The organism is Amycolatopsis sp. NPDC051106, assembly GCF_040682775.1.
GTDB lineage: Bacteria > Actinomycetota > Actinomycetes > Mycobacteriales > Pseudonocardiaceae > Amycolatopsis.
The window spans coordinates 54,416-77,327 of the sequence record NZ_JBFBBQ010000042.1; the positions used below are offsets into that span (position 1 = coordinate 54,416).

General features: G+C 70.9%; 24 protein-coding genes. 10 read left to right on the forward strand and 14 right to left on the reverse strand.

The genetic code is table 11. The annotated features are described in order from the left end of the window. Window positions 1–215 precede the first annotated feature (215 nt). Both AB0M83_RS28125 and AB0M83_RS28130 read left to right on the forward strand, forming a co-directional pair. Window positions 216–794 carry a CGNR zinc finger domain-containing protein gene (locus tag AB0M83_RS28125; protein WP_364521387.1) on the forward strand — a complete coding sequence of 193 codons (579 nt, stop codon included), beginning with the start codon at window positions 216–218 and terminating at the stop codon, window positions 792–794. A gap of 22 nt (window positions 795–816) precedes the next feature. Then, window positions 817–1,806, forward strand: coding sequence for a zinc-binding dehydrogenase (locus AB0M83_RS28130; RefSeq protein WP_364521388.1), 990 nt, complete (start codon window positions 817–819; stop codon window positions 1,804–1,806). A gap of 13 nt (window positions 1,807–1,819) precedes the next feature. On the opposite strand, the gene AB0M83_RS28135 is transcribed toward AB0M83_RS28130, so the two are convergent. Further along, window positions 1,820–2,827 (reverse strand): hypothetical protein, encoded by a 1,008-nt coding sequence (locus tag AB0M83_RS28135; protein ID WP_364521389.1) that lies wholly within the window; start codon window positions 2,825–2,827, stop codon window positions 1,820–1,822. 87 nt (window positions 2,828–2,914) lie between these two features. Continuing rightward, entirely contained in the window at window positions 2,915–3,781 is an 867-nt protein-coding gene (locus AB0M83_RS28140; RefSeq protein ID WP_364521390.1) for a helix-turn-helix transcriptional regulator, read from the reverse strand. Window positions 3,782–3,945: 164 nt separating this feature from the next. Between AB0M83_RS28140 and AB0M83_RS28145 the strand changes: the two genes are divergently transcribed. Continuing rightward, window positions 3,946–4,686, forward strand: a complete 741-nt coding sequence (locus AB0M83_RS28145) for a ribonuclease activity regulator RraA (RefSeq protein WP_364521391.1) — start codon at window positions 3,946–3,948, stop codon at window positions 4,684–4,686. Window positions 4,687–4,753: 67 nt separating this feature from the next. Here AB0M83_RS28145 and AB0M83_RS28150 read toward each other — a convergent pair whose 3' ends face one another. The 5 genes from AB0M83_RS28150 to AB0M83_RS28170 form a co-directional block, all read right to left on the reverse strand. Then, a complete protein-coding gene (locus AB0M83_RS28150; protein ID WP_364521393.1) occupies window positions 4,754–6,022 on the reverse strand; it encodes a mandelate racemase/muconate lactonizing enzyme family protein in 1,269 nt (422 codons plus the stop codon). After that, window positions 6,019–8,034 carry an ABC transporter permease subunit gene (locus AB0M83_RS28155; protein WP_364521394.1) on the reverse strand — a complete coding sequence of 672 codons (2,016 nt, stop codon included), beginning with the start codon at window positions 8,032–8,034 and terminating at the stop codon, window positions 6,019–6,021. Before AB0M83_RS28155 ends, AB0M83_RS28150 begins: the two co-directional genes overlap by 4 nt. Beyond that, a complete protein-coding gene (locus AB0M83_RS28160; RefSeq protein ID WP_364521395.1) occupies window positions 8,031–9,467 on the reverse strand; it encodes an extracellular solute-binding protein in 1,437 nt (478 codons plus the stop codon). The genes AB0M83_RS28155 and AB0M83_RS28160 overlap by 4 nt, the downstream gene beginning before the upstream one ends. A gap of 102 nt (window positions 9,468–9,569) precedes the next feature. Beyond that, the gene (locus tag AB0M83_RS28165; RefSeq protein ID WP_364521396.1) at window positions 9,570–10,718 is read right to left on the reverse strand and encodes a Gfo/Idh/MocA family oxidoreductase; all 1,149 of its coding nucleotides are present in this window, start codon (window positions 10,716–10,718) and stop codon (window positions 9,570–9,572) included. A gap of 48 nt (window positions 10,719–10,766) precedes the next feature. Further along, on the reverse strand, window positions 10,767–11,513 hold the full coding sequence (locus AB0M83_RS28170) for an FCD domain-containing protein (RefSeq protein ID WP_364521397.1): 747 nt from the start codon (window positions 11,511–11,513) through the stop codon (window positions 10,767–10,769). Window positions 11,514–11,586: 73 nt separating this feature from the next. Here AB0M83_RS28170 and AB0M83_RS28175 point away from each other — a divergent pair, with 73 nt between their 5' ends. Further along, the gene (locus AB0M83_RS28175; protein WP_364521398.1) at window positions 11,587–12,744 is read left to right on the forward strand and encodes a mandelate racemase/muconate lactonizing enzyme family protein; all 1,158 of its coding nucleotides are present in this window, start codon (window positions 11,587–11,589) and stop codon (window positions 12,742–12,744) included. 4 nt (window positions 12,745–12,748) lie between these two features. Here the strand turns inward: AB0M83_RS28175 and AB0M83_RS28180 are convergent, their stop codons facing one another. After that, the gene (locus AB0M83_RS28180) at window positions 12,749–13,603 is read right to left on the reverse strand and encodes an alpha/beta hydrolase-fold protein (protein WP_364521399.1); all 855 of its coding nucleotides are present in this window, start codon (window positions 13,601–13,603) and stop codon (window positions 12,749–12,751) included. Next, entirely contained in the window at window positions 13,600–14,826 is a 1,227-nt protein-coding gene (locus AB0M83_RS28185) for an amidohydrolase family protein (protein WP_364521400.1), read from the reverse strand. Before AB0M83_RS28185 ends, AB0M83_RS28180 begins: the two co-directional genes overlap by 4 nt. A gap of 48 nt (window positions 14,827–14,874) precedes the next feature. Here AB0M83_RS28185 and AB0M83_RS28190 point away from each other — a divergent pair, with 48 nt between their 5' ends. After that, window positions 14,875–15,441: a TetR/AcrR family transcriptional regulator gene (locus tag AB0M83_RS28190; RefSeq protein WP_364521401.1), complete on the forward strand. Its 567-nt coding sequence runs from the start codon at window positions 14,875–14,877 to the stop codon at window positions 15,439–15,441. Between the two features lies 1 nt (window position 15,442). On the opposite strand, the gene AB0M83_RS28195 is transcribed toward AB0M83_RS28190, so the two are convergent. Genes AB0M83_RS28195 through AB0M83_RS28205 form a run of 3 tightly spaced genes read right to left on the reverse strand, consistent with a single transcriptional unit; the run spans window position 15,443 to window position 17,033 of the window. Next, complete coding sequence (locus AB0M83_RS28195) at window positions 15,443–15,916, reverse strand: hypothetical protein (protein WP_364521402.1); 474 nt, start codon at window positions 15,914–15,916, stop codon at window positions 15,443–15,445. Then, window positions 15,913–16,665: an alpha/beta fold hydrolase gene (locus AB0M83_RS28200; protein WP_364521403.1), complete on the reverse strand. Its 753-nt coding sequence runs from the start codon at window positions 16,663–16,665 to the stop codon at window positions 15,913–15,915. Before AB0M83_RS28200 ends, AB0M83_RS28195 begins: the two co-directional genes overlap by 4 nt. Beyond that, the gene (locus tag AB0M83_RS28205) at window positions 16,665–17,033 is read right to left on the reverse strand and encodes a DUF1330 domain-containing protein (protein WP_364521404.1); all 369 of its coding nucleotides are present in this window, start codon (window positions 17,031–17,033) and stop codon (window positions 16,665–16,667) included. Before AB0M83_RS28205 ends, AB0M83_RS28200 begins: the two co-directional genes overlap by 1 nt. A gap of 85 nt (window positions 17,034–17,118) precedes the next feature. On the opposite strand from AB0M83_RS28205, the gene AB0M83_RS28210 reads away from it, so the two are divergent. After that, entirely contained in the window at window positions 17,119–17,721 is a 603-nt protein-coding gene (locus tag AB0M83_RS28210) for a TetR/AcrR family transcriptional regulator (protein WP_364521406.1), read from the forward strand. Between the two features lie 98 nt (window positions 17,722–17,819). Continuing rightward, window positions 17,820–18,188 carry a VOC family protein gene (locus tag AB0M83_RS28215; RefSeq protein WP_364521407.1) on the forward strand — a complete coding sequence of 123 codons (369 nt, stop codon included), beginning with the start codon at window positions 17,820–17,822 and terminating at the stop codon, window positions 18,186–18,188. Between the two features lie 340 nt (window positions 18,189–18,528). Here the strand turns inward: AB0M83_RS28215 and AB0M83_RS28220 are convergent, their stop codons facing one another. Continuing rightward, window positions 18,529–19,164 carry a GntR family transcriptional regulator gene (locus AB0M83_RS28220; RefSeq protein ID WP_364521414.1) on the reverse strand — a complete coding sequence of 212 codons (636 nt, stop codon included), beginning with the start codon at window positions 19,162–19,164 and terminating at the stop codon, window positions 18,529–18,531. Between the two features lie 145 nt (window positions 19,165–19,309). Here AB0M83_RS28220 and AB0M83_RS28225 point away from each other — a divergent pair, with 145 nt between their 5' ends. Continuing rightward, the gene (locus AB0M83_RS28225) at window positions 19,310–20,329 is read left to right on the forward strand and encodes a YbhB/YbcL family Raf kinase inhibitor-like protein (protein WP_364521408.1); all 1,020 of its coding nucleotides are present in this window, start codon (window positions 19,310–19,312) and stop codon (window positions 20,327–20,329) included. 3 nt (window positions 20,330–20,332) lie between these two features. Here AB0M83_RS28225 and AB0M83_RS28230 read toward each other — a convergent pair whose 3' ends face one another. Next, on the reverse strand, window positions 20,333–20,941 hold the full coding sequence (locus AB0M83_RS28230; RefSeq protein ID WP_364521409.1) for a TetR family transcriptional regulator: 609 nt from the start codon (window positions 20,939–20,941) through the stop codon (window positions 20,333–20,335). A 102-nt stretch (window positions 20,942–21,043) separates the two neighbouring features. On the opposite strand from AB0M83_RS28230, the gene AB0M83_RS28235 reads away from it, so the two are divergent. Together AB0M83_RS28235 and AB0M83_RS28240 are read left to right on the forward strand one after the other, a co-directional pair. Next, window positions 21,044–22,174, forward strand: coding sequence for an NAD(P)/FAD-dependent oxidoreductase (locus AB0M83_RS28235; RefSeq protein WP_364521410.1), 1,131 nt, complete (start codon window positions 21,044–21,046; stop codon window positions 22,172–22,174). Further along, on the forward strand, window positions 22,171–22,791 hold the full coding sequence (locus AB0M83_RS28240; RefSeq protein WP_364521411.1) for a DUF3159 domain-containing protein: 621 nt from the start codon (window positions 22,171–22,173) through the stop codon (window positions 22,789–22,791). The genes AB0M83_RS28235 and AB0M83_RS28240 overlap by 4 nt, the downstream gene beginning before the upstream one ends. Window positions 22,792–22,912: the final 121 nt, after the last annotated feature.

Genomic DNA, 22,912 nt, shown 5'->3' on the forward strand with positions numbered 1-22,912 from the left:
GGGAACAGCCGGCGTCCCGGCCGACACCACCGCGGCGCTCGGGAAAGTCACATCGCGGAGGAGTTCGTCGGTCGCCATCGGCCCGGTATCCGGATGCGTTCGAGAGTGTCACTGTCCGGCGGGTGAGGTGCGCGGGTGGGCGCCGTGGTCGCGGCGGATGGTGACCTCGACCACAGGGCCGGCCATGAAATAGGTAAACGAGTCATGCTTATTTCATGACTTGGCTCGCCACCACGCGGTACGGCCTCCAGCCCGCCCCGGGCGGGCTGGGGTTCGTCCACGACCTGCTCAACACCCGGTCCGCCGGCCGCCCCCGGCAGCCCGACCTGCTCGCCGACGTCGCGTCGGCGCGGCACTGGGCCGACGAGGCCCTCGCGGCCTGGGCCGGGGAAACCGGGCAGGACGTGCCGGTCGCTCTCGGCGAGGGCGACCTCGACCCGCTGCGCGACCTCCGCGTCGATCTCCACAACCACGTGGCACGGCCGGACGGACCCGGGCCGGAACACCAGGCCGGCGTGCTTCTGCGGCTCGGCCCGGACGGCCGGGTCCGGCCGGAACCGCGTGGCGCCGGCTGGCGGGCGTTGGCGTCGGTCGCCCTGATCGCGATCGCGGAAGCCCAGGCCGCCGACACCTGGCGCCGGCTCAAGGCCTGCCGCAACCCCCGGTGCGAGGCCGCGTTCTTCGACCGCTCGCGCAACAACAGCGGCACCTGGCACGACGTGCGCGTCTGCGGCAACCCGGCCAACCTGCGTGCCTACCGCGCCCGGCAGCGCTCGGAAACAACTGAAAACTGAACACCTATTTCGGAGGTATGCGATGCGCGCGATCCAGTACGACGAGTTCGGCGACTACGACGTCCTCAAAGCCGTCGACGTCCCGATCCCGGTACCCGGCCCCGGGCAGGCCCTCGTCCGGATCACCTTGGCGGGCGTGAACCCGTTGGACGACACCGTCCGCCGCGGCAAGCTCCCCGCGGCGGCCGTCCGGCCGCTGCCGATCCGGCCCGGCGGGTTCGGCGTCGGCGTCCTCGCCGAGCCCGGCGCGACCGCGTTGCCGGCCGGGACCCGCGTCGTGCTCAGCGGCGGCCGGTACGGCGTGGGCGCCAACGGCACGTGGGCCGAGTACATCGCCGTCGACTCTCAGCACGTCTTGCCCATCCCGGACGACGTCGACGACACCGCCGCCGCCGCGCTCACCGCCGCGACCGGGCACCTCACCGCTTACCTGGCACTCACCGAACTCGCCCGGTTCCGCCCCGGGCAGTCCGTGCTCGCGCCCGGCGTCGGCGGCGGTGTCGGGCAAGGCGGCGTGGACATCGCCCGGGTGCTCGGCGCCGGCGCGGCGATCACCACCGCCACCACGACCGCGAAGGCCGAACGTGGCCGCGCGGCCGGGTTCGAGGTGATCGACCTGTCCACCGAGTCCCTCCGCGACGGCGTGCACCGGCTGACCGGCGGCCGGGGCGTCGACATCGTCCTCGACGGCATCGGCGGCTCCGTGACCGCAGCGGCGCTGGGCGCGCTCGCCGTGGACGGCACCCTGGTCAGCATCGGCTACGCGGCGGGCACCCGCACCGAAATCGACGTCACCGACCTGATCTGGAAGAACACCCACATCCACGGCTTCCGGTTCGCCCTGTTCACTCGAGAGCAGATCAACGCCGCGAACACGCGCTTGCTCGAACTGCTGGGCCGCAAGGAGATCACCGCGCTGGTCGACCGCGTGTTCCCGTTGGAAGAGGCCGCGCAGGCGCAGCGCCACCTCGCCGAGGGCGGCCCGTTCGGCCGCGTCCTGCTGGCCCTGTAGCCGGCCCGCGTCGTCACGGCCTGGGGCCGGGGGAGCGCTTCAGCTGCGCGAGCAGGAGATTCGGATCGTCTCCGGCCAGGTTGGCGCCGTTGGTCACGTAGACGCGGTTCCCCCGAACGGCGACGGCCGTGGTTCCCTGCATGCCGTTTCCGGCGTCCAGCAAGGTTTCCCGGGCGCCGTCCGCGTCCACCCGCACGAGTTCGCTCGCCTGGTTGACCGCGGCGAGGATTTCCGGGCCCCGGCCGGTGAAGTCGAAGTCGTCGATGCCCGCCAGTCCCGCGGCCCGGACCTCGGCGCGGCCGGCGCCGCCGTTCTCCGTCACCGGGATGCGGAGCAGGGTGCCGCGGTCGGAGTTGCTCGCCCACACCGCGCCGTCGTGGATCTTCATGCCGTTGGCGCCGAAGAAGCCGCCGGGCGCCAGCGCCGGGTCCGCCGACCACACGGAAGCGGGGCCGCCGCGCAGCGGGGCCCGCCAGATGCGCCCGCCGGTGGAGTCGGTCACCAGGAACCGGTTCCGCTCGCCGTCGATGACCAGGGCGTTCGGGAAGGTGCCGGCCGGCAACGGCACGACGAGCCGGGGCTCCCCGGACGAGCGGACCCGCCAGATCCCGGTCAGCCCGCCGCGCCCCGAGCTGTAGAGGAAGTACACGGCCCCGCTGCCGGATCGGGCGACCCCGGTGACCACCGGCGTCCCGATGACCGGGGTGGTGCCGCCACCGCCCGGGGGCAACGGCATGGTGACGAGTGTGTGGACGGTTCCGTCCGGTGCGACCCGCACCACCTGACGGGCCGCGATCATGCCGATGACCGCACCGCCACCGGGTTCCGGCGCGATGCTTTCGGCGACCTGGCCCGCGGCCCGGTCGAAGTGGGCGACGACGCGCACGTCGCCCAGCCGGGTGCCGGCGGCACGGTCAGGGCTCGCCAGGGCCGCCGGGGCTGAGGCGACCGCGGCGAGCAGCGCGGTGAACCCGAGCACGGCGGCACATCGCCGCGGCCCGGTGAGTCGGTGGAACGACACGGTTTTCCTTTCGGTCGTGCGGAAGGGGAAGTCCCGGGCAAGGCGGAACGCCCAGCGACCCGCATGAGGTCGTCCGGTGAGTGCCGCTCAGCCCGGGAGGTGTCCGTCGCTTCCGGAGGGGGTGAACCGTTCCTGGCCGAGCACGGCCAGCAGCTCCAGCTGCGAGACCGCGGCGCTGCCGGGCGCGGGGGAGTACACGATCAGGCGCTGGTCCTGCCGGGCGGTGGCGAGGATGTCGAAGTCCAGTTCGATGAGCCCGACCGCGGGGTGCCGGATGCGCTTGCGGTCGCCACTCCGGACCGAAACGTCGTGCCGGGCCCAGAGTTCGGCGAACTCCGCGCTCTCCGCGCGCAACGCCCCGATCAGCTTGCCGGCCGCGGGATCGGCCGGGCGGGCCGCCAGGGTCGCCCGCAGGTCCTCCACCTGAGCCCGGCTCTCGTGCTCGTGGTCTTCGGCGGGGTACCGGCCGCGCATCTCCGGATCGGTGAACCACCGGTAGGTGCAGCTGCGGGCGAGGCCGCGGAACTGCGTCTGCGCCCCCAGCAGCGCGTCCGCCATCGCATTCTGGGCGAGCACGACGTTCAGGTCGGACGCGATCAGGGCGGGCAGGCCCGGCAACCCGTCCACCAGCCGGAGAAGGCCGCGGCTGACGTGCTCGTCACCCCCGGTGCGCGGCGGGGCGTGGTGCCCGGCGAGGCGGAAGAGGTGGTCGCGTTCGTCGATCGTCAGCCGCAGCGCGCGGGCCAGCGCGGTGAGCATCGGGACCGATGGTCGCGGGCCGCGTCCCTGCTCGAGCCGGGCGTAGTAGTCCGGTGACATGCCGGCGAGCTGGGCGACTTCGAAGCGTCGGAGTCCCGGCGTCCGGCGCCGTCCCGCGGCCGCGACACCGACGTTCTCCGGCTGCAGCAGCGCACGCCGGCGCCGGAGGAAGTCCGCGAGTTCGTTCCGTTCCACACTTCCAGGATGACCGCCGCGCGGTGGGACAACCAGGACTCGTCGATACCACCTTCGCGAGGCCGCGCCGGACATCGCGAAAGCGGCTTCGCCGGACTAGGCTCGGATCGAGAGCGAAACTCTTGGACAGTCACGGTCAACGCGGACCCGAGGGAGCCATCGACGTGGTCGAGACGCACGACATCGTTCGCCCGCCCGCCGAACTCAGCGCGGCCCTCGCGGCCATCGGCAGCGCGACGGCCAGCGGCGAGCTCAGCCGCATGGGCATCCGCAGCGCGTTCATCCGGGGCCCGGTTTCGGTGACCCCCGGCGTGCGCGTCGCCGGTCCGGCGCTGACGCTGCAGTTCCTGCCGAAGCGGGAGGACCTCTATCCCGTCGACGAGTACGAAGAACCGGAGAAACAACTGCACCGGCACGTCATGTACCACGCGCAGCCCGGCGACATGATCGTCGTCGACGCGCGCGGCGACATGGAAAGCGGTGTGTTCGGCGAGATGATGCTGACCTACTTCAAGGGCCGCGGCGGCGCCGGCGTCGTGATCGACGGGTGCCTGCGCGACACCGGGGAGGCCAAGCAGCTCGGTCTGGGGCTGTGGATCCGGGGCGCCACCCCGAACTTCCACGCCCAGACCGGCATCGTCCCGGCCGCCGTCAACGTGCCGGTGGCGTGCGGTGGCACGCTCGTCGAGCCGGGCGACATCGTCGTCGCCGACGACGACGGGGCGGTCGTCGTGCCGGTCAAGCTCGCCCCGGCCCTGGTGGCCCACGCCCAGGAACACGCGGACTGGGAGGAGTTCTCCCGGATCCGGCTGTCCGAAGGCGGCGACATGCGGTTGTACTACCCGCTTTCGGACGAAGCGCGGCCCGAGTACGAGCGGTGGCGGGCCGAGCAGGGCCGGGCCTGACAGCGCTTTCCGCCCGGCCTGGCCGTGAGTGTTCAGTCGGGGGAGAACCCGACTGGACACTCACGACTCAGCTCCACAGGCGGTCGTGGCTCGACTCCTTGTCCCAGTGCGTCGTTTCGGCGAAGAACACCGGATCGCGCGGGTCGAGGTGGCGGCGCAGCAGCTCCTCGTTCAGGTCGCCGAACCCCAGTCCTGGGGTCTCCGGCACGGTGATGAGTCCGTCCTGGATCAGCGGGCGGGGGAGCCCGGTGACGAGGTCGCTCCAGAAGTCCACCTCGGCCGCGTGGTGTTCGAGGGCGAGGAAGTTCTCCGTGGCGGCGGCCAGGTGCACGCACGCCATCGTCGCGATCGGCGACGCCGCCAGGTGCAGCGCCATCGCGATCCCGCGCTCCTGCGCGTAGTCACCGAGCCGCTTGGTCTCCGCGATCCCGCCCGCCGTCGCCGGGTCGGGGTGCACGACGCGGATGGCGCCGGCGTCCAGCAGCGGCCGGAAGCCGTCGACGAGGTAGATGTCCTCGCCCGTGCACGTCGGGACGGCGACGGCCGCGGTGAGCTGCCGCCATTGGTCGGTCAGCTGCCACGGGATCAGGTCCTCGATCCAGGCCAGGGTGAACGGTTCCAGCGCGCGGCCGATCCGGATGGCCGAGTCGAGGGCGATGTGGCCGAAGTGGTCGGCGGCGAGCGCGACGTCGTACCCGACGACCGACCGGACGATGTCCACATAGGACACCAAATGCCCGACACCTCGAGCGGTGACCTGGATGCCGGTGAACGGGTGCATCGTCGTCACGTCCTCGCGGGCACCCGGCGGCGCGATCAGCGCACCCGGCACATCCCACAGCAGGTCGATGCCCACGTCCATCTTCAGCATGGTGAACCCGCGCTGCTTGCGCTCCAGCAGCCGGGCGCCCATCGCGTGCGGATCCTGCAGCGACGGCGTGTCCGCGTAGCAGCGGACCTCGTCCCGGAACCGGCCCCCGATCAGCGCGTACGCGGGCACGCCGTACGCCTTGCCGGCCAGGTCCATCAGCGCCATCTCGACGCCGGAGACCCCGCCGCCCTGGCGGCCGTGGAACCCGAACTGCTTGATCTTGCGGAAGATCTTGTCGACGTTGCAAGGGTTTTCGCCGACGAGCCGGCTCTTGAGCACGAGCGCGTAGGTGGCGCTGGCCTGGTCGCGCACCTCCCCGTAGCCGGCCAGCCCCTGGTTCGTGTCGATCCGGATGATCGACGAGCGGAACGGCACGCCGGCCAGGTTGGCCACCCGCACGTCGGTGATCCGCAGGTCGCTCGGCCGGGACGCCGTCGCGACGTGCTCCTCCGTGATCTCGCTCATCCCTTCACCGCTCCCGCGGTGAGGCCCTCGGTCAGGAACCGCTGCCCGAACCCGTACATGAGCACGACCGGGATGCTGATCAGCAGCGAGGCCGCGGCCAGCTGCCCCTGTGGCACGACGTCGCCGAAGATCATCGACTGCATGCCGACGGGCAGCGTCTTGTAGTCGTCCTTGGTGATGAACACGAAGGCGAACAGGAACTCGTTCCACGCGTTCGTGAGCGTGAACAGCGCGACCGCGAGCAGGCCCGGCTTGGCCAGCGGCAGCACGATCCGGCGGAACGCCCCGAACCGCGTGCAGCCGTCGACCAGAGCGGCCTCCTCGAGGTCGGCCGGGATCGACTTGAAGTAGCCGACGAGCAGCCACGTCGCGAACGGCAGGGTGAACGTGGGGTAGGCGAGCACGAGCGACCACAACGAGTCGTTGAGCCCGATCCCGCTCATCAGCTCGTACAGCGGGATGAACAGCAGCGCACCCGGCATCACGTAGGTGAGCAGGATCGTCACCGTGAAGCTCTCCGAACCCCGGAACTTCAGCCGTGCCAGCGCGTAACCGGCCAGCGCCGCGCAGACCACGGCGATCACGGTGGACGCCACCGACACCAGGATCGTGTTGACGTACCAGGTGCCGAACGCGCCCGTGAACAGGTTGGTGAACTGCTCGGTGCTCCACGGGGTCGGCCAGAGGTCGTCGGTGCGCGCGACGATCTGGTCGTCGGACTTGAACGCCGTGACCGTCATCCAGTAGAGCGGGGCGAGCACGAAGCCCAGCAGCCCCACGAGCGCGACCCCCGAGCCGGTGCCGCCGACCACGCGTGCGGCCAGCCGGTTGCCCCGCGTCGCGAGCACGGAGACGACCCGGCCGACGGCGGCCGCCAGCACCACGAACACGCCCAGCACGAGCGCGGCCTTCCACACGATCTGCGGCGACGCCCAGATCAGCACGAGCACCGAGCCCACGACGATCACCCACGGCAGCGCCCGGCGCTGACCGGGAGTGAGCCGCCGGCGCCCCAGGTCGCTCGCGCCCGGCTGGTCGCTGCGGCGCATCATCCGCACGAGGATCACCACGAGGACGGCGATGATCGGCAGCATCACGAGCGTGACCGCGGCGCCCGCGCCCAGCTGCAGCTGCTGGATGGCCTTCGAGTAGGCCACCAGCACGTACGGGGCTGTGGCGTCCCCGGGTCCGCCCTGGGTCATCAGCCAGATCAGGTCGAAGTTGTTGAACGTCCAGATCGACGACAGCAGCACCGTCACGATCATGACGGGACGCAGCCCCGGCAGCGTGATGTGCACGAAGCGCTGCCACGGCGAGGCGCCGTCCATCATGGCCGCCTCGTGGAGACCGCTGTCGATGGCCTTGAGCCCGGCGAGGAACGTCACCGTGAAGAACGGGATGCCCTTCCAGACGTTGACCAGGATGACCGCCGGCATCGCGAGCGCGGGATCGGACAGCCACTCCGCGGGCCACTTGTCGACGAGCCCCAGCGCGGCGAGGGCGGGCCCGATCCCGGAGTCGGTGAGCAGGACGTTGACGCTGCCGAAGATCGGGTCGAGCAGGGACCGCCAGGTGAAGGCCGTGACGACCGTCGGGATCACCCACGGCAGCAGGATCACCCCGGCGATGATCGCCTTGCCGCGGCGCATGTGGTGCAGCATCAACGCCGCGATGAGCCCGAAGACCACCTTGAAGATCTCGGCGTACGCGGTGAAGACGAACGAATTCAGCACGCCCTTGTGGAACAGGGCGTCGCCGAAGAGGGCGGTGTAGTTGTCCAGCCCGACGAAGACCGTCTCCGACCCGTGGCGCTCGGTGGCGCTGGTGAAGATCGAGCTGATGATCGGCACCAGGATCAGGCCGGCGACCAGCACCAGCGTCGGCCCGATGAACACCGCGGCGAGGCGCCAGTCGCGCCCGAGCCTCCGTTGTGTCGGGGTGAGCGAGGACGACGTGGCCGGCGCCGGACGGGCCGGCGCCGACTCTGTCCCCTTGGGACGCAGGATGGTCACTGCCGGTAGCCCTGCTGCTCGAAGATCTGGACGATCCGGCCGTGGGCCGCGGCGACGGCGTCGGCCGGCCGGGTGCCCTGGATGACCGACTGCATCATGTCGGTCAGCAGGTAGGCCGCGGTCGCGGCCTGCTCGCCGGGACTCGGGGCCTGGGGGAACGCGTACCCGGTCTTGGTGGTCACCGGGAGCTGCGCGCGGGTCTGCTCCCGCAACGCGGGGAAGGCCGGGTCACCGCTCGTGTAGTACGGGTCGGAGTCCCACACCTTGCTCCACGACGGGTTGACCAGGCACGGTGCCTCCTTCGCGACCCCGAGCAGCGCGGTCCCGCCGACCATGAACTTCGCCACCACCTTGGCGAGGTCGGGGTTCTTCGCGCCCTTGAACACGACGAACGAGTTGGACTCGCCGAACGCGAGGGGCCGGTCGAGCGCCGGTCCGGTCGCACCGTTGAACACGTGCGTGTTGGCGTAGACCGGGTTCTTCTTGGTCTTCGAGTCGGCGTAGACGCTGAACTGGTTGAGCGTGAGGCCCAGGATCTGGGCCAGCCAGTTCTCGTTGTTGCTCGAGTCGGTCCAGCTGCCGATCCCGGGCGGCAGCATCGGCTTGTACTTCGGGTTCGTGTAGATGTCGCCGATGAACGTGACGGCGGCGACGGTCTCCGGCGAGTTGAACACCACCTTCGTGCCGGTGTTGTCCGCGATCGCCCCGCCGTAGGTGTTGATGACGTTCGCGATGAAGCCGTTGGCGTCGCCGGAGCGGTTCACCGTCAGCCCCCAGCCGAAGCGCCGCTTCGCCGGGTCGGAGACCGCCAACGCGTTGTCGCGCAGCTCTTCCCACGAGTAGTAGGGCTTGAGCGGGAGGCCCTTTTCCTGGTACCAGTCCTTGCGCAGGTACATCCCGGTCGCGATGAAGTGGTAGGGGATCGCGAACCAGCGCCCGTCGAACACGCAGTAGTCGTTCGCCTCCGTCGCGGGCTCCCCGTAAAGCGCTTTCATCTCCTGGACCACGTCGGTGACGTCGGTGAGGGCGCCGAGGTTGTGCAGCTGGCCGACGAACCGCCGGTCGCTCAAGAAGGCCAGATCGCGGTTGGTGCCCGCCTTCACCTCGGCGTCCATCTTCGCGACCATGTCACCGGCGTCGCCGGAGACGAGGTCGTTGCGGACGGTGGTGCCGGTGGCCGAGGCGAACACCTGCAGCGACTTGTCCAGCGCCTTGTTGGCGGCCTCCGAATACAGCTTCTGCGAGAGCATCCCCACCGACCCGCCGCGCAGTTTGGAAGCTTCATCGAGCAGCGCCTGGGGGACCTGGACGTCGACCTGCGGCGCGGGTGCGGGGCCGCTCGAGCACCCGGCGAGACCCAGCACGCCCAGTGCGCTCACCCCCGCGCTCATCCCGAGGAACGTGCGCCTCGACAGGTCATTCTTCTCTTCCATGACAACTCCTCGTACCGACGGGGCGACGGTGCAACCGGCGGGACAGCGAGGCGAGCGCCCCGCTGTGGATCATTCGAGCGTGGATCTTTCAAGCGTGGTCGTTCACGCGGCGAAGGACGCCGAACTGCTGATGCGCTGTCCTGGCAGCCCTTCGAACAACTCGGTCGCGCCGCGCGGCCGCCACAGCGGTACCGGGCCCGCGCCGGGCACGGGATCGAGCGCCAGTGCGGCCGCCCGTTCCGCGGAGTCGAGCGCCCGGTGGACGACCATCGTGTTGGCCACGCTCTGCGCGACGCTGCCGACCGGCCGCACTCCGAACTGGACGGCGTCGGCGAAGTCGACGAGCTCCGCGCGGTAGCCGTTGTCGCTACCGCGGAAGACTGTGGTGTGGGTGGTGGCGTCGGAGCCGCTGCGCGTCACGTGGCGCTCCGATTCGGAACCGGCGAGCACGAGCACGCCCTCGGTGCCGTACAGCCGCATTTCGTTGGGTTCGGGCGGCACCGGGATCTCCGGGTAGGACGCGGTGTAGTTGCCGATGGCGCCTCCCGTGAACACGAGGTTGAGCGCGAGGTCCGACGGTGCGTCGATCGTGCTGTTGGCCGCCTGCACGGCACCGTGCACCCGCGCGATGTCGCCGCAGAGCAACCGGATCTGGGCGATGTGGTGCACGCCGAAGTCGAGGTGCACACCGCCGCGGTACTGCGGCCGGTGCCGCCACGGCGTGCCGCTGAACCCGCCCTCGCGGGGCACCACCCGGCCGGCGTGCCGCCACGCCATCAGGTGCGGGCGCCCGATCGCGCCGCTGTCGAGCAAGGCGCGGGCGTAGCGCAGATCGTCGCGGTAGAAGAAGTTCTCGCCCACCACGAAAGTGCGGTCCGGATGCCCGGCCGCCAAGGCGAGGAAGGCCGCGGCCTGCTCCGCGTCGACGCCGGCCGGCTTCTCGCAGAGCACGTCCTTGCCTGCCGTGAGCGCGTCACGCGCCACTTCGTACAGGTTCGGGATCGGCACCGAGATCAGCACCGCGTCCACGTCGTCGCGAGCCAGCAACGCGGCCCGGTCGGCGACGGCCCGGGCGGGATCGACCCCGCTGTAGCCGGCGAACCGCCGGCGCTGCTCGGCGGAGATGTCGGTGAACGCGGTGACCGCGAACCGGTCGGCGAGCGTGCGCAACGCCGGCCAGTGCAGCTTCTCGACCGCTAGACCGGTGCCGATCAGGCCCAGCCGGATCGGCGGGATCGCTGAAGCTGCCATGCCTCGTCCGTCCTCGTCATCGGTTCCGGAACTCGGTCGTGCAGGGTATTAACGCCGCGGAGCGGCCCGCTTGCTTCGCTGCTCCTTCTCCGCGAGGAGCGTGGAGTAGTTGTTGCTCAAGTGCTTGCGCATCGCCGCGCGGGCGCCCGAGGAGTCGCGCGCCACGAGCGCCTCGTAGATCTCGGTGTGCTGGGCGGTGGCGCGGCGCAGGCCGGCCGGTGCCTCGTTGGTGAGGCGCCGGCTGGCCGTGCCCAGCCAGCGCGCGGAGTACATGATCCGGTCGAGGATGCGGTTGTCGGCCGCCCGGCAGATCTCCATGTGGAATTCGTGGTCGACCTCGAGGTAGGCCTCGGGATCCGCCTCGAGCGCCGACATCCGCTCGATCTCGTTCCCGAGCCGGGCCAGCGTTTCGTCGGTGATGCTGACCGCGGCCATCGCGGCGAGTTCCGGCTCGAGCAGTACGCGCATCTGGTGCAGTTCCTGCAGCAGTTCGTCGACGATCTCCGTCGGCAGCCACTCGATCAGCAACGGGTTCAGGTAGTCCCATTCCGCGCGGGGACGCACGACGACGCGGCGGCCCTGCGCGACGTCGACGATGTCGAGCGAGGCGAGGATCTTGAGCGTCTCCCTCGCCACCACGCGGGACACCCCGAACTCCTGGGTGATGTCGAGCTCCGACGGGGCCCGGCCGTCCTCGATTTCGCCGCGCACGATCCGCCGGGTCAGGTGGGCCGCCACCTGTACCGGAAGGGTCCGGACCTTGACAGCGTCCGGAGACTCTTGTCTCCTTTGCATGTCAGCAGCTTATAGGACAAGTTAGACATTGCGACAGTCCCGTTCTTCGGCACTACTCAGCGGCAGGAGTGCAATGCGGATCGTGAACGTCACGACAGCCGTGGTGGCCTACCACGGCCAGGCCACGCTGGTGCGGATCGACACCGACGAGGGCATCAGCGGATTCGGCGAGGCCAATCCCGATGCCGGCGCGGGAGCCGTCGTCGGAATGATCAAGGACCTGACGCCCCTCCTGATCGGCGAGGACCCGCGCAACGTCGAGCGGTGCTGGGAAAGACTGCGCCGCAGCAAGGTTTTCGCGGGCCCTCAGGGCGGCGTGTTCGTGATCGCCTTGTCCGGCATCGAACTCGCGCTGTGGGACCTCGCGGGCAAGGCCGCGGGCCAGCCGGTGTACCGGTTGCTCGGCGGCAAGTTCCGCGACCGGATCCGCCTCTACGCCGACTGCGGCGACGGCGACGACCCGGCGGGCTCGGTCGCCGGGTGCGTCGACCGGGCGCAGCGGATGGTCGCCGAAGGCTTCACCGCCCTCAAGTTCGACATCGACGACCTGCACCACCCGGCCAAGTTCGACGCCTTCAACCACACGATCAACGCCGCCGAGCTGCACTCGATGGTCGAGCGCGTGGGCGCCGTCCGGGAAGCGATCGGCCCGGACGTCGATCTGGCCATCGACCTCCACGCCCGTTACGACGTGCCGAGTGCGTGCCGGATCTCGTGGGAGCTGGAGCCCTTCAACCTGATGTGGCTCGAAGAGCCGCTGCCGGCGGAGAACATCGACGCGCTGGTCCGGGTGCGCGCGCAGACCCGCACCCCGATCTGCGCGGGAGAAAACCTGTACCTGCGCTGGGGATTCCGCGAGCTGCTCGAACGCGGCGCCGTGGACGTCATCGAGCCGGACGTGCCGAAGTGCGGCGGCCTCGCCGAGGCCAAGAAGATCGCCAACCTCGCGGAGCTGCACTACATCCCGTTCGCCCCGCACCTGGTGTCGACGCCGCTGGGCACGATGGCGACGTCGCACCAGTGCGGAGCGATCCCCAACTTCTTCGTCCAGGAATGGCACGCTCTCGAGGAGCGCGCGGTGTGGGACAGCTACGTCCACGCCCCCGACGGGAGTGGCTCGATCGTCAAGGACGGCTACATCACGCTGCCCGACACTCCCGGCATCGGCGTGGAGCTCGACATGGACGGCGTCCGGGCGAACGCCGTCGCGGGTTACGGGATTTTCGAGTAGCCGCTCACCCTGCCCGGCAGGTCCGGAGGTAGCTGAGGAACGAGGCCTGCAGGCCGGTCACGTGGGTTTCGCTCAGGACCGCGCTGGTGACGGTGTCGCCGCGTGAGATCAGGCGGTGCAGGACGGTGGCCGTGTTCTTCGCGAGGTTCTGGTAAACGGCCAGGTCGCCAAGCAGCTCTTGTTCGTTGAGGGTCACGTGGAGCTGGGCGGCCTGCTGCCGGTCACCCATCTCCTTGAGCTGGGCGAAGATCCGGCTGTCTTCACCGGTGACGCCGGGGCTGCCCGCTCCGACGCTCTCGAAGAGCGTGCTGCCGGTGAGCCAGGTGTAGAGGCTGAAAAGTCCGCCGTAGGAGTAGCCGAAGAGGCCGTGGCCGCTCGTGGCGGTGCCGTAGTCGCGTTCGATCCGCGGGTGCAGTTCCGCGGTGAGGAACTCCAGGAACGCATCGGCGTGGGTGTCGCGCAGTTCGGCGAGGTAGGCGTCGGCTTCCTCGCGGGTCCTCGCGCCCGCCTGCACTCCCAGCTCCACGGCATCGATGAGCTCCTGGGCGACGGGCTCGCCGGGGGGCACGAGGTCCCGGTTGCGCAGCCGGTCCCAGTGCTGCGCTTCCTCGCCCGCGTAGCCGACGCTGACCTGGATGTAGGGCTGGATCCGCTGCATGGGGTCGAGCTGGGTGACGATGAGCGGAGCCGTCATGCCCACGGCCCAGTTGCCGTCGAGCACGTACACGGCAGGCGCTGGTGTCGTGGCGGGGTCGTAGCCGGGTGGGGTGGTGACCCAGACGCCGTAGTCGTGCCCGCCGCCCGAGCGCATCTCGAAGTAGTCGGTGTCGGCGAGGCAGCCCTGCCACATGGTGCTCATCGGAGGTCCTTCACAACTCGGCCGGCCTTGAGAACGAGGACGGCGTTGGCGGGGTCGGCGAAAAGTTTCGGATCTTCGAGCGGGTTGCCGTTCCAGAGCACGAGGTCGGCCTGCATGCCGGAAGCGATGACGCCGACTTGGCCGGACAGGCCGAGGATCTCGGCGTTGGTCTTGGTGGCCGCCACGAGTGCTTCCATCGGCGTCTCGAGTTCTGCGCGCAGCTTGAGTTCTTCGCCTCGGCGGTCCTGAGCCGGGCCGATGAGATCGGAACCCAGCCCGATCCGCACCCCGGCCTCCTTGGCGACGGCGAGCGCCTCGGTCATCCGCTCACGAACGCCCTGCACCCGCTCGCGGGTCGACTCGCCGAGGCCGGCTCCGGCGGTGTCGTGCAGCAGTTGCTCGACGACGGCGAACGTGGGCACGAGGGCGACGTCGCGGGTGGCCATCAGGGTGGCCGTGGACTCGTCGAGGTCGGTGCCGTGTTCGACACAGCGCGCCCCGGCCTCGACGGCGTTGCGGATGCCGTCGTTGTTGTGGGCGTGCACCGTCACGTAGGTGCCGCGTGCCGTGGCTTCCTGCACGGCGACGGCGATCTCTTCCACGGTGAACTGGGTGTCGGTCAGCCGGTCGTGCGCGCCGACCACGCCGCCGGTCACGCAGAGCTTCAGGAAGGAGGCTCCGCGGCGGAAGGCCTCGCGCACGTTGCTTCGCAGCTCGTCCGCGTTGCCCGCCATCATGGACAGGGCGCACAGGCCGGGGACGTGGTGGCTGCTCCACAGCTCGGTGGGCTCCCACTCGGCTCCGTAGTAGCCGTGCCCGCCGGTCTGGCACTGGACCGGTCCGCACGACAGGACGCGGGGTCCTCTGACCTTGCCCTTGGCGATCGTGGTGACGACGCCGCCGTCGATCCCGCCGGTGTCCCGGACGGTGGTGAAGCCGGCGTCGAGCGTCGCGCCGGCCGTGGCGAAGATGTCGGCCGCGAGCTCGGCGGCGCTGATCCGGAACGAGAACTGCGGCTGGATCGGGCTCGACAGTCCCAAGTGGACGTGAGCGTCGATCAGGCCGGGCGTCATCGTCAGGCCGCCGGCGTCGAGGCGTTCGCCGGGTGCGCTGGAGGCGCCCAGCTGGGTGATACGCCCGTCTTCGACGGTGACGCCGACGTCGACGGGGTCACGACCCGACCCGTCGGCGACCGTCGCACCGGCTATCTGAAAAGGTCCCACAAGCCATGTCCTCCATCGTCGGTCTTTTCCAATGGATAAACTGTGGGAGTGATCCTGTCAAGCACGGAACGCACCGGCGACGCGCGTGAGCGTCTCCTGGCCCGGCTTCTCGACGCCTTCGACGAGGCCCTTCCGGCACCGGAGGTGTCCCTCCGGGAGGTCGCTGCCCGGGCGGGGACCAGCCACGCCCTCCTGCGCTACCACTTCGGGTCGCTCCCGGGCGTCCTGGCGGCCATGCTCAAGGCGCAGCGATCCCGGGACAACGAGGCGCTTTTCGAGGTGGCCCGGCAAGGCACCTTCGACGACCTCGTCGTGGCGATCTGGCGGACCTACACCCGCCCGGAGCAGCTGTCGCGCGTCCGCGGCTTCTTCCACGTCGTGGGCCTGGCCGCGTACAACCCGGAGAACTTCCGCGAGTTCATCGACTCGCTCGACGACCTGACCAAGATCCTGGCCTCGCTCGCGGAACGCGAAGGGCGCGGCGCCGAGGAAGCGCTGACCACGGCCTCCGTCACCATCGCCGCCATTCGCGGCCTGCTCCTGCAGGAGGTCCTGACTCCGGCGGCCCACTCCGAGGACGCGGTCGCCTTGATCCTGCGCATGAGCAAGGGCTGATTCACGGAATCGGCGTCACGCACCGGCAGGCACCGGCCGCGTGGCTGACCCGGACCGGATCGGCCGGCGAAAACTCCCCGTGTTCCCCGTCCTCGAAAGCGATCCCGATGATGTCGGGCGAAGGCGGGTCGAGCACCGTTGCGCGCCGGACCCGGCGGCGGCCGTTCGCCGGGTCCGGCGCGCTGAACACCAGTACCCGGTCGCCTGGGGTGAAGTGGCTCCAGTAACCGCTTTCTGTAGTGCTCCAGGCGGCCGTGAACGCCTGCCGAACCACCGTGAAGTCCGCACCCAGCGCTACCGCCAGCCGCAGCAGGACGGACTTCGGCGGGGGAGCGGCCGGAGTCTCCTCCGGCTTGACCCACGACCGCAGGTACCGCGCGGGAATTCCCGCACTCTCGGCGATCGCCTGGACCGTCCACCCGGGACGGAAGCACGCGAAGAGCTCGGCGACGCGCGACTCGGGGTCCGCACTCATGTGATCGTCGCCCAGAAGCCGGTCAGGACCGCGGCGCCGCGAGCCGGGTCTTCGGTCATCCACCAGTGGCCCAAGCCTTCGAGGACCGCCACCTGGGCACCCGCGCGGCCGGCGGCTCGACGGCGTTGCTCTTCGGTGCCGACGACCTGGTCTGCGGTGGCCAGGATCGCCAGCCCCGGCCGCTGCGCCGCGCGTTCCAGATCCAGCCCGAGCCCGCGGGAGCCCGGATCGGCGGTGGACCGGTACAGCGCGAGGACCGCCCGCCCCATCGCCGCGTCCTGCCCGGCCGCGACGCGAGCCGCGACCGACCGGCCCATTCCCCGCTGCACCAGCACTTCCGCGCGCTCCTCGGCCGTACCGCCGAACCGCGCCGCGACGTCGGCTTCGCCGATACCCGGCGTCTGCCACCGGCGCGCCAGGTCGTGCCACCGGTAGCCGGGGTCGTAGGTCCCGAGCACGTCGCTGACCCAGCTGCGGACGAGGTCCGGGCGGCTCAGCACCACGTTCACGACGTGGCCGCCGCCGCAGTCGTGCCCCACCAGGTCGACCGGCTCGCCCAGCGCCGTGAGCTCCTCGGCGAGCCAGTCCCGGTAGTCCGCCTGGGTGGCGCCGAACCCGGCGGGCAGCGGCGCGCCGAAGCCGGGCGGGGACAGGCAGATCAGATCGGACCGGACGGCCGCGAGCTCGGCCAGCAGTGGCTCCCAGACCGCCGCCGTCTCCGGATTGCCGTGGACGAAGACCGCGGGCATCAGACGGCGACCGGTGTGGTCGGCTGCAGGACCGCTTCCAGCAGCGCTTCGCTGCGCAGGTGGGCGGCCGCTTGGTACTCGGGGTCGCGGATCATGGCGGCGAACGCCCGCCGGTCCGGGTAGCGGACCAGCACCACCATGTCCCAGGCCTGCCCGTCCTCGGCGACCAGTGCTCGCCCGCCGTCGCCCAGGTACTCCAGGCTCAGGCCGTAGCGGGCGTTGATCGACCGGCCGAGGGCCTCCGCGTAGCGCTGGTAGCTCTCGCGGCCGCCGTCCGGACGGAAGCGCAGCAGGTTGAGCATCACCACCGGGCCGCCCGGGTCGTCGGCCAGCAGGGCGTCGAGTGCGCGGTCGTCGATTTCGATCATCGGAACCTCCTGGTTTCGGTACTCGCTCGTCAGCGTACACATACTTGTTGGTCGACACGCAAGTTACTTTGCTAGACTTCGGCGCATGGCCACCACTCGTCGCACTCAGCAGGAACGTCGAGACCAAGCCGAAGCCGCGCTGCTGGCGGCGGCCGCCGAACTGGTCGTCGAGCAGGGGGTTCGTTCGCTGACGCTGGCGCGAGTCGGGCAACGCGCCGGCTACAGCCGCGGCATCGTCACCCACCACTTCGGCGGCAAGCAGGCGCTGGTGGAGCGGCTCGCCCGGGCGACGCAGGCCGGGTTCGTGCCGGGCCTCGGCGATCTGCCGCCCGGGCTCGACCGCCTCCTGCGGCTGGTCGACGGTTACCTCGGCGAACTGGCCCGTATCGGCGTGTTCAATCAGGCCTTTTTGCTGTTGTGGGCCGAGGCCGCCACGCAACCCGACTTGGCCGCGATCTTCCGCGAGCGCGACGACGCTTTCCGCGCCGACCTGCGTGCCGACGTCGAGGCCGGCATCGCGGAGGGTGTGATCGACCCCGGTCTGAGGCCGGACGATGTCGCGATCGCCATCGTAGGACAGTTGCGCGGGATCGCCCTGCAGCGGCTGCTGGACCCGCGTGGTGTCGACGTCGAGCGGATGCGGGGGAGTGTCACCGGCTACTGGCGCCGGGCACTCGCCCCGGCATAGCCGCTTGCGCCTCGGCAGGGGCCGCCTTGACCAATGTCAGGATCCTGACATACAGTGATTCATGTCAGGAACCTGACATGAACAGAAGGAGCAGCGCCATGCCCGTCACCGGCCCCGACTTCATCTCCCTCCAAGCGCGCGACCTCGCCGCTTCGCAGGCGTTCTACGAGCAGTACCTGGGCCTCGTCCGCTCGCCGGCCGGACCTCCGCACGCCGTGGTCTTCGAGACGAAGCCGATCACGTTCGCACTCCGCGACATCGTTCCCGGCACGGATCTGGCCTCCGTAGCCCAGCCGGGCATCGGTGCGGCGATCTGGCTCCACGCGACCGACGTCCAGGCCATCCACGACGCGCTCGCCGCCGACGGCCACACGATCGTCGCCGCGCCGATCGACGGCCCCTTCGGCCGGACCTTCACGTTCGCCGACCCCGACGGCTACCACGTCACGCTCCACGACCGCACCTGACAGCCGGACGCCGCCGAGGAGCAGGCTGGGGAGGGCTGGTCCGGCGACGGGGTCAGGTTTCGCGTAGTCCGGCCGCGGTCAGGGTGAGGCGCCGTACCGGCGATTCGACTGCGGTGTTCGCCGACGTGGTCACGGCCGGGGGAGAGGCGATCCGATCGCCCGGACGGCCCGGCGACGGGCGTCAGGTTTCGTGCAGTCGGGCCGCGGTCAGAGTGAGGTGTCGCACCGGTGCCTCGGTCGCAGCGTCAGCGTCGCGGGCCGGTGCCGCTTCTTCCGGCCGGCGGTGGTCGCGGCCCCGGGGGAGGGGTGATCCGATCGCTCGGACGGCCCGGCGACGGGGTCAGGTTTCGTGCAGTCCGGCTGCGGTCAGAGACAAATGCCGCACCAGCGCCTCGGCCGCGGCGTCGGCATCACGCGCCAGTGCCGTTTCCTCCAGCCGGCGGTGCTCGCCGATGTGGTCGCGGCCGGGATTGCGGTGTGCCGACCAGCGGCGGGCCAGCTCGCTCGCCGTCCACATCCGGTCGAACGTCTCCAGCAGGATCGGGTTGCCGCACCCCTCCAGCAGTGTGCGGTGGAACACCCGGTGGGCTTCCGACCAGGCAGCGCTGTAGTAAGCGCCCTCCTCCGGCTCGAACGGCGGCGTGCGGGCCAGCCGGTGGTGGGCGGCCCGGACGCGGGCTTCCCAGTCGAGGTCGCCGCGCTCGATGGAGGTGCGCAGCAGGACCGGTTCGAGGGTTCGGCGGGCGTCCATGACCTCCTGCCACCGGCGGTCGGAGAAGGCCGGGACGGCGAAGCCGCGGTTGGGCAGCCGGTCGGCGAGGCCGTCGCCGACCAGGCGCACGAGCGCTTCGCGCACGACAGCCAGGCTCACGCCCTGCCGGCCGGCGAGGTCCTGGGGTTTGAGTGCCTCGCCGGGCTTGTGGTCGCCGCGCATGATCGCGTCCTTCAGGTGCGCGTAGACCTGCTCGGAAAGCATCGGTTTCCCCGAGGGGTGGGCAGTCCCTGGCATGGCTTCAGCATAGACGATCGGACAGATAATCGATTATCCGTGTTATGGTCGATCAGTAAGCGACGGAGCGGCCGGAGCCGCCTCCGTGGATCGGCTTGGAAGGAAGCACGCGATGAGCGCCAACGACCCGTTCGCCCGCCTCCCGGAGGCGGCGGCCTTCGTGGTCACCAGCAGCACCGTCACCGACGGCGCGGCTTTGCCACCCGCACAGTTCTCCGGCATCTTCGGCGTCCCCGGCGGACAGGACCTCTCCCCGCAGCTGTCCTGGAGCGGCGCCCCGGACGGCACCAAGAGCTACGCCGTCACCGTCTACGACCCCGACGCCCCCACCGGCTCCGGATTCTGGCACTGGGCGGTCGCCGGCATCCCCGCCACCGTCACCGAACTGCCCGAGGGCGCCGGCGACGACACCGGCTCGGGCCTGCCCGAGGGCGCCTTCCAGCTGCCCAACGACGCCCGCGCGACCCGCTTCCTCGGCGCCGCCCCGCCGGCCGGGCACGGCCCGCACCGCTACTTCGTCGTGGTGCACGCGCTCGACGTCGAGTCGGTCGACGTCCCGCCCGACGCCACCCCGGCCTTCCTCGGCTTCACGATGTCCTCGCACACCCTCGGCCGCGCCGTCCTGATCGCCACGGCGGAAACGCCGGGGCCCGACGAAAACCGGGACCGCATCGAGGTTTCCCGGCTCATCCCCGCCTCCGCCGACGCCGTCTTCGCGGTCCTGACCGACCCGAAGGGCCACGTGGACATCGACGCGTCGGGAATGCTCATCGACGCCGAAGGGGAACCGGTGAAGCAGCCCGGCGACCGGTTCCTCGTCCACATGGACCGCGAAGCCCTCGGCGACGTTCCCCTGGGCAAGTACGACGTCGAAGTGGTCATCACCACGCTCGTCCCGGACGAGGAGATCGCCTGGACCGTCGAAGGCCGCGTCCGGCCCCATGCCCGGCACCTCTACGGCTACCGGCTGGAGCCGGCCGAGGGCGGCACCCTGGTCACGTCGTACTACGACTGGTCGGAAATCGGCGAGGAGTGGAAGCGGCGCCTCGTCTTCCCGGTGGTTCCCGAGTCCGCATTGAAGGCCACGCTCGGAATCCTCGAGCGCACCGTCCGCCGGCGAGCCGCCGCCTGACCCTCAGGCCGGGGTGATCGGCCCGGTCAGGCAGTGCTGCACGAGGGCGCCGAACGTGGTGACCAGCTCGTCGACGGACGCGGACGCGATCGGTTCGATCTGCGCGATGTACCGGGCCACCGCGAGACCCAGGAGCTGGACGTCGACCATGCCCGCCCGCCGCCTCGCGTCCGGGGTGCCGAGCAGCGCCGCGAGCCGGCCGGTGATCTCGCGGTCGATGAACTCGCGCAGGAGCGCCGCGGACCGGGGGTCGGTGGGAGCCGACCGGGTCAAGGTCACCAGCGGCAGGTGGTCGGACTTGTCGAGGTTCTCCACGAGCGTCCGGACGATGCGCTCGCCGATGGTGGCGAGGTCGCCGGCGAAGATCGCCTCGAGGGCCGGCGGGACGTCGCCGGACATGTCGGTCACGGCGCCGAACAGGCCCTGTTTGGTGCCGAAGAAGTAGAAGACCATGGCCGGGTCGACGCCCGCCGCGGTGGCGATCGCGCGCACGGTCGTGCTGGCGTAGCCGTGCTCGTGGAACAGCTCGCGGGCGATCCGCAGGATCCGCTGCTTGCTCTCCGCGCCGGACCGCCAGCGTCCGGGGCGACTGCTGTTGTCGTGCTCTGTCATGACCCCCGAAGCTTAGCACCCTTTCTTCATCGGTCGGTGGAGTTTTGCCCGAACTCGCCGTACGGTGTTCTTCATCAGGCGATGAAGAATGGGGATGGTGACATGCGGGTGGTGGTGGCCGGCGCCGGCTTGGGCGGGTTGACCCTCGCGCACGGGTTGCGCCGGGAGGGGATCGACATCGCGGTGTACGAGCGGGACACCGCGTCGGGACGTCCGCAGGGGGTCAGCCTGCACGTCGACGAGCGCGGCGCGTCGGCGCTGCGTGCGTGCCTGCCTCCGGCGCACGTCGCGATGGTGGAGGCCACGACGGGAGGTCCGCGCGAACAGACACTGACACTGTCCGATGTGGACGGAGAGCTCGCCGTCACGGGTGCGCTGCCCTCCGACGGCACGGCGGGGCGGGCCCGGCCCGGCCGGCAGGTCCACCGGCCGCTGCTGAAGGCGGTGCTGCTGACGGGCCTGGCCGACGTGGTCCGGTTCGGCGCCGAGTTCACGCGGTTCGAGCGGCGCGCCGACGGCACGGTCCGGGTGTGGTTCGCCGACGGCCGCACGGACACCGCCGACGTGCTGGTCGGCGCGGACGGGATCGGGTCGGCCGTGCGCCGCCGGCACCTGCCCGATCTGCGGGTGGTGGACTCGGGACGCCGGATGATCATGGGCGCCACCCCGCTGCGTGCCGTGCTCGGCACCGGGCTGCCCGGCCTGATCGGCGACAACCCCGCCGCCGCCCACGTGCGGGGCACGATGATGGTGCTGGGCGTCCTGCGGTTCACCGAACCACCCTGGATCGCGCGGCAGCGGTGGTTGCCCGCCCTGCGCCGGAGCGCGGTCGACGGGCTCGAGGACTACGTCATGTGGGCGTTGCCCGTCACGCGGGAGGAACTCGGCCGGGCCGAGCCGTGGCACCGGGCCGGGGAGCTGACCGCGGACCTGCCCGCAACTCTGCGATCGGTCGTCGCCGAGGCGTGGCCGGACCGCACCGTCGCGCTGCGCATCGGGCACATCCCGCCGATCCCGGCCTGGTCCGCCGGTCCGGTGACGGTGCTCGGCGACGCCGTCCACCTGGCCCCGGGGTTCGGGGGCAACCTGGCGATGCAGGACGCGCACCGGCTCTGCGAGGCACTGGCCGGGGCGCACCGCGGCAGGCTCGGCCTGCTCGACGCGATCGGCGCCTACGAGGACACGCTGCGCCGCACCGGTTTCCCGGCTGCCGGCGCGAAGGCGGGCGTATGAGCCTCGGCCTGGTGACGCAGAAGTCGCTGTCGTTGTTCAGCGCGGTCGGTGGCTGGCGCACGGTCGCCGAAGGCGTCGCGTCGCGGGCGCTGTTCCTCGTCGCGTACCTGGTGACCGGGCAGGTGCTGACGTCCGCGCTGGTCGCGGTCGGCGGCGTGGTGGTGCTGGCCGTGGTGCGGCTGTGCACCGGCGGCAAGGTCTGGCAGCCGGCGATCGGGGTGCTCGTGGTCGCGGCGTCCGCGGTGCTGGCCGGAACCACCGGCAACGCGGCCGACTTCTACCTGTCCGCCGTCGTGGTGCAGGCGGTGGGCGGTGGGCTGTTCCTGGTTTCGCTGCTGGTGCGCTGGCCGGTCATCGGCGTGGTGCTGGGCACGGTGCGCGGCGAAGGCGTCGCTTGGCGACGCGATCGCCGGCAGCGGCGCCGGTATGCCGTGTGCACGGCGGTGTTCCTGGCGAAGTTCGCCCTCGCCACGGCGGTGCTGGTGCCGCTGTACTCGGCCGGGACGGTGCTCCCGCTCGGCGTCGCCGCCACGGTGCTGGGAGGTGCCCCCGCCGCCGGTGTTTGCGTCTACGTGTGCTGGCGGATCCTGCGCGAAGACCCGGGGATGGCCCGGTAGCAGTGCGCCCCAAGGCGGCCTTCGGTGCGTGTGACGCACCCAATGTGGCCTTCGGTGCGTCAGACGCACCCAAGGGCCCATTTGGGCGGTTGCGAAAAGCTCTGAAATGCAATGCACTCAA

What these genes read in the sequence shown, in the direction of transcription:
- AB0M83_RS28130 (WP_364521388.1), top strand. Translation starts at nt 817, where the DNA reads ATGCGCGCGATCCAGTACGACGAGTTCGGCGACTACGACGTCCTCAAA.
- AB0M83_RS28170 (WP_364521397.1), bottom strand. Translation starts at nt 11,513, where the DNA reads ATGCAAAGGAGACAAGAGTCTCCGGACGCTGTCAAGGTCCGGACCCTT.
- AB0M83_RS28165 (WP_364521396.1), bottom strand. Translation starts at nt 10,718, where the DNA reads ATGGCAGCTTCAGCGATCCCGCCGATCCGGCTGGGCCTGATCGGCACC.
- AB0M83_RS28200 (WP_364521403.1), bottom strand. Translation starts at nt 16,665, where the DNA reads ATGCCCGCGGTCTTCGTCCACGGCAATCCGGAGACGGCGGCGGTCTGG.
- AB0M83_RS28205 (WP_364521404.1), bottom strand. Translation starts at nt 17,033, where the DNA reads ATGATCGAAATCGACGACCGCGCACTCGACGCCCTGCTGGCCGACGAC.
- AB0M83_RS28215 (WP_364521407.1), top strand. Translation starts at nt 17,820, where the DNA reads ATGCCCGTCACCGGCCCCGACTTCATCTCCCTCCAAGCGCGCGACCTC.
- AB0M83_RS28180 (WP_364521399.1), bottom strand. Translation starts at nt 13,603, where the DNA reads ATGAGCACCATGTGGCAGGGCTGCCTCGCCGACACCGACTACTTCGAG.
- AB0M83_RS28210 (WP_364521406.1), top strand. Translation starts at nt 17,119, where the DNA reads ATGGCCACCACTCGTCGCACTCAGCAGGAACGTCGAGACCAAGCCGAA.
- AB0M83_RS28235 (WP_364521410.1), top strand. Translation starts at nt 21,044, where the DNA reads ATGCGGGTGGTGGTGGCCGGCGCCGGCTTGGGCGGGTTGACCCTCGCG.
- AB0M83_RS28225 (WP_364521408.1), top strand. Translation starts at nt 19,310, where the DNA reads ATGAGCGCCAACGACCCGTTCGCCCGCCTCCCGGAGGCGGCGGCCTTC.
- AB0M83_RS28150 (WP_364521393.1), bottom strand. Translation starts at nt 6,022, where the DNA reads ATGAGCGAGATCACGGAGGAGCACGTCGCGACGGCGTCCCGGCCGAGC.
- AB0M83_RS28160 (WP_364521395.1), bottom strand. Translation starts at nt 9,467, where the DNA reads ATGGAAGAGAAGAATGACCTGTCGAGGCGCACGTTCCTCGGGATGAGC.
- AB0M83_RS28230 (WP_364521409.1), bottom strand. Translation starts at nt 20,941, where the DNA reads ATGACAGAGCACGACAACAGCAGTCGCCCCGGACGCTGGCGGTCCGGC.
- AB0M83_RS28175 (WP_364521398.1), top strand. Translation starts at nt 11,587, where the DNA reads ATGCGGATCGTGAACGTCACGACAGCCGTGGTGGCCTACCACGGCCAG.
- AB0M83_RS28240 (WP_364521411.1), top strand. Translation starts at nt 22,171, where the DNA reads ATGAGCCTCGGCCTGGTGACGCAGAAGTCGCTGTCGTTGTTCAGCGCG.
- AB0M83_RS28195 (WP_364521402.1), bottom strand. Translation starts at nt 15,916, where the DNA reads ATGAGTGCGGACCCCGAGTCGCGCGTCGCCGAGCTCTTCGCGTGCTTC.
- AB0M83_RS28220 (WP_364521414.1), bottom strand. Translation starts at nt 19,164, where the DNA reads ATGCTTTCCGAGCAGGTCTACGCGCACCTGAAGGACGCGATCATGCGC.
- AB0M83_RS28125 (WP_364521387.1), top strand. Translation starts at nt 216, where the DNA reads ATGACTTGGCTCGCCACCACGCGGTACGGCCTCCAGCCCGCCCCGGGC.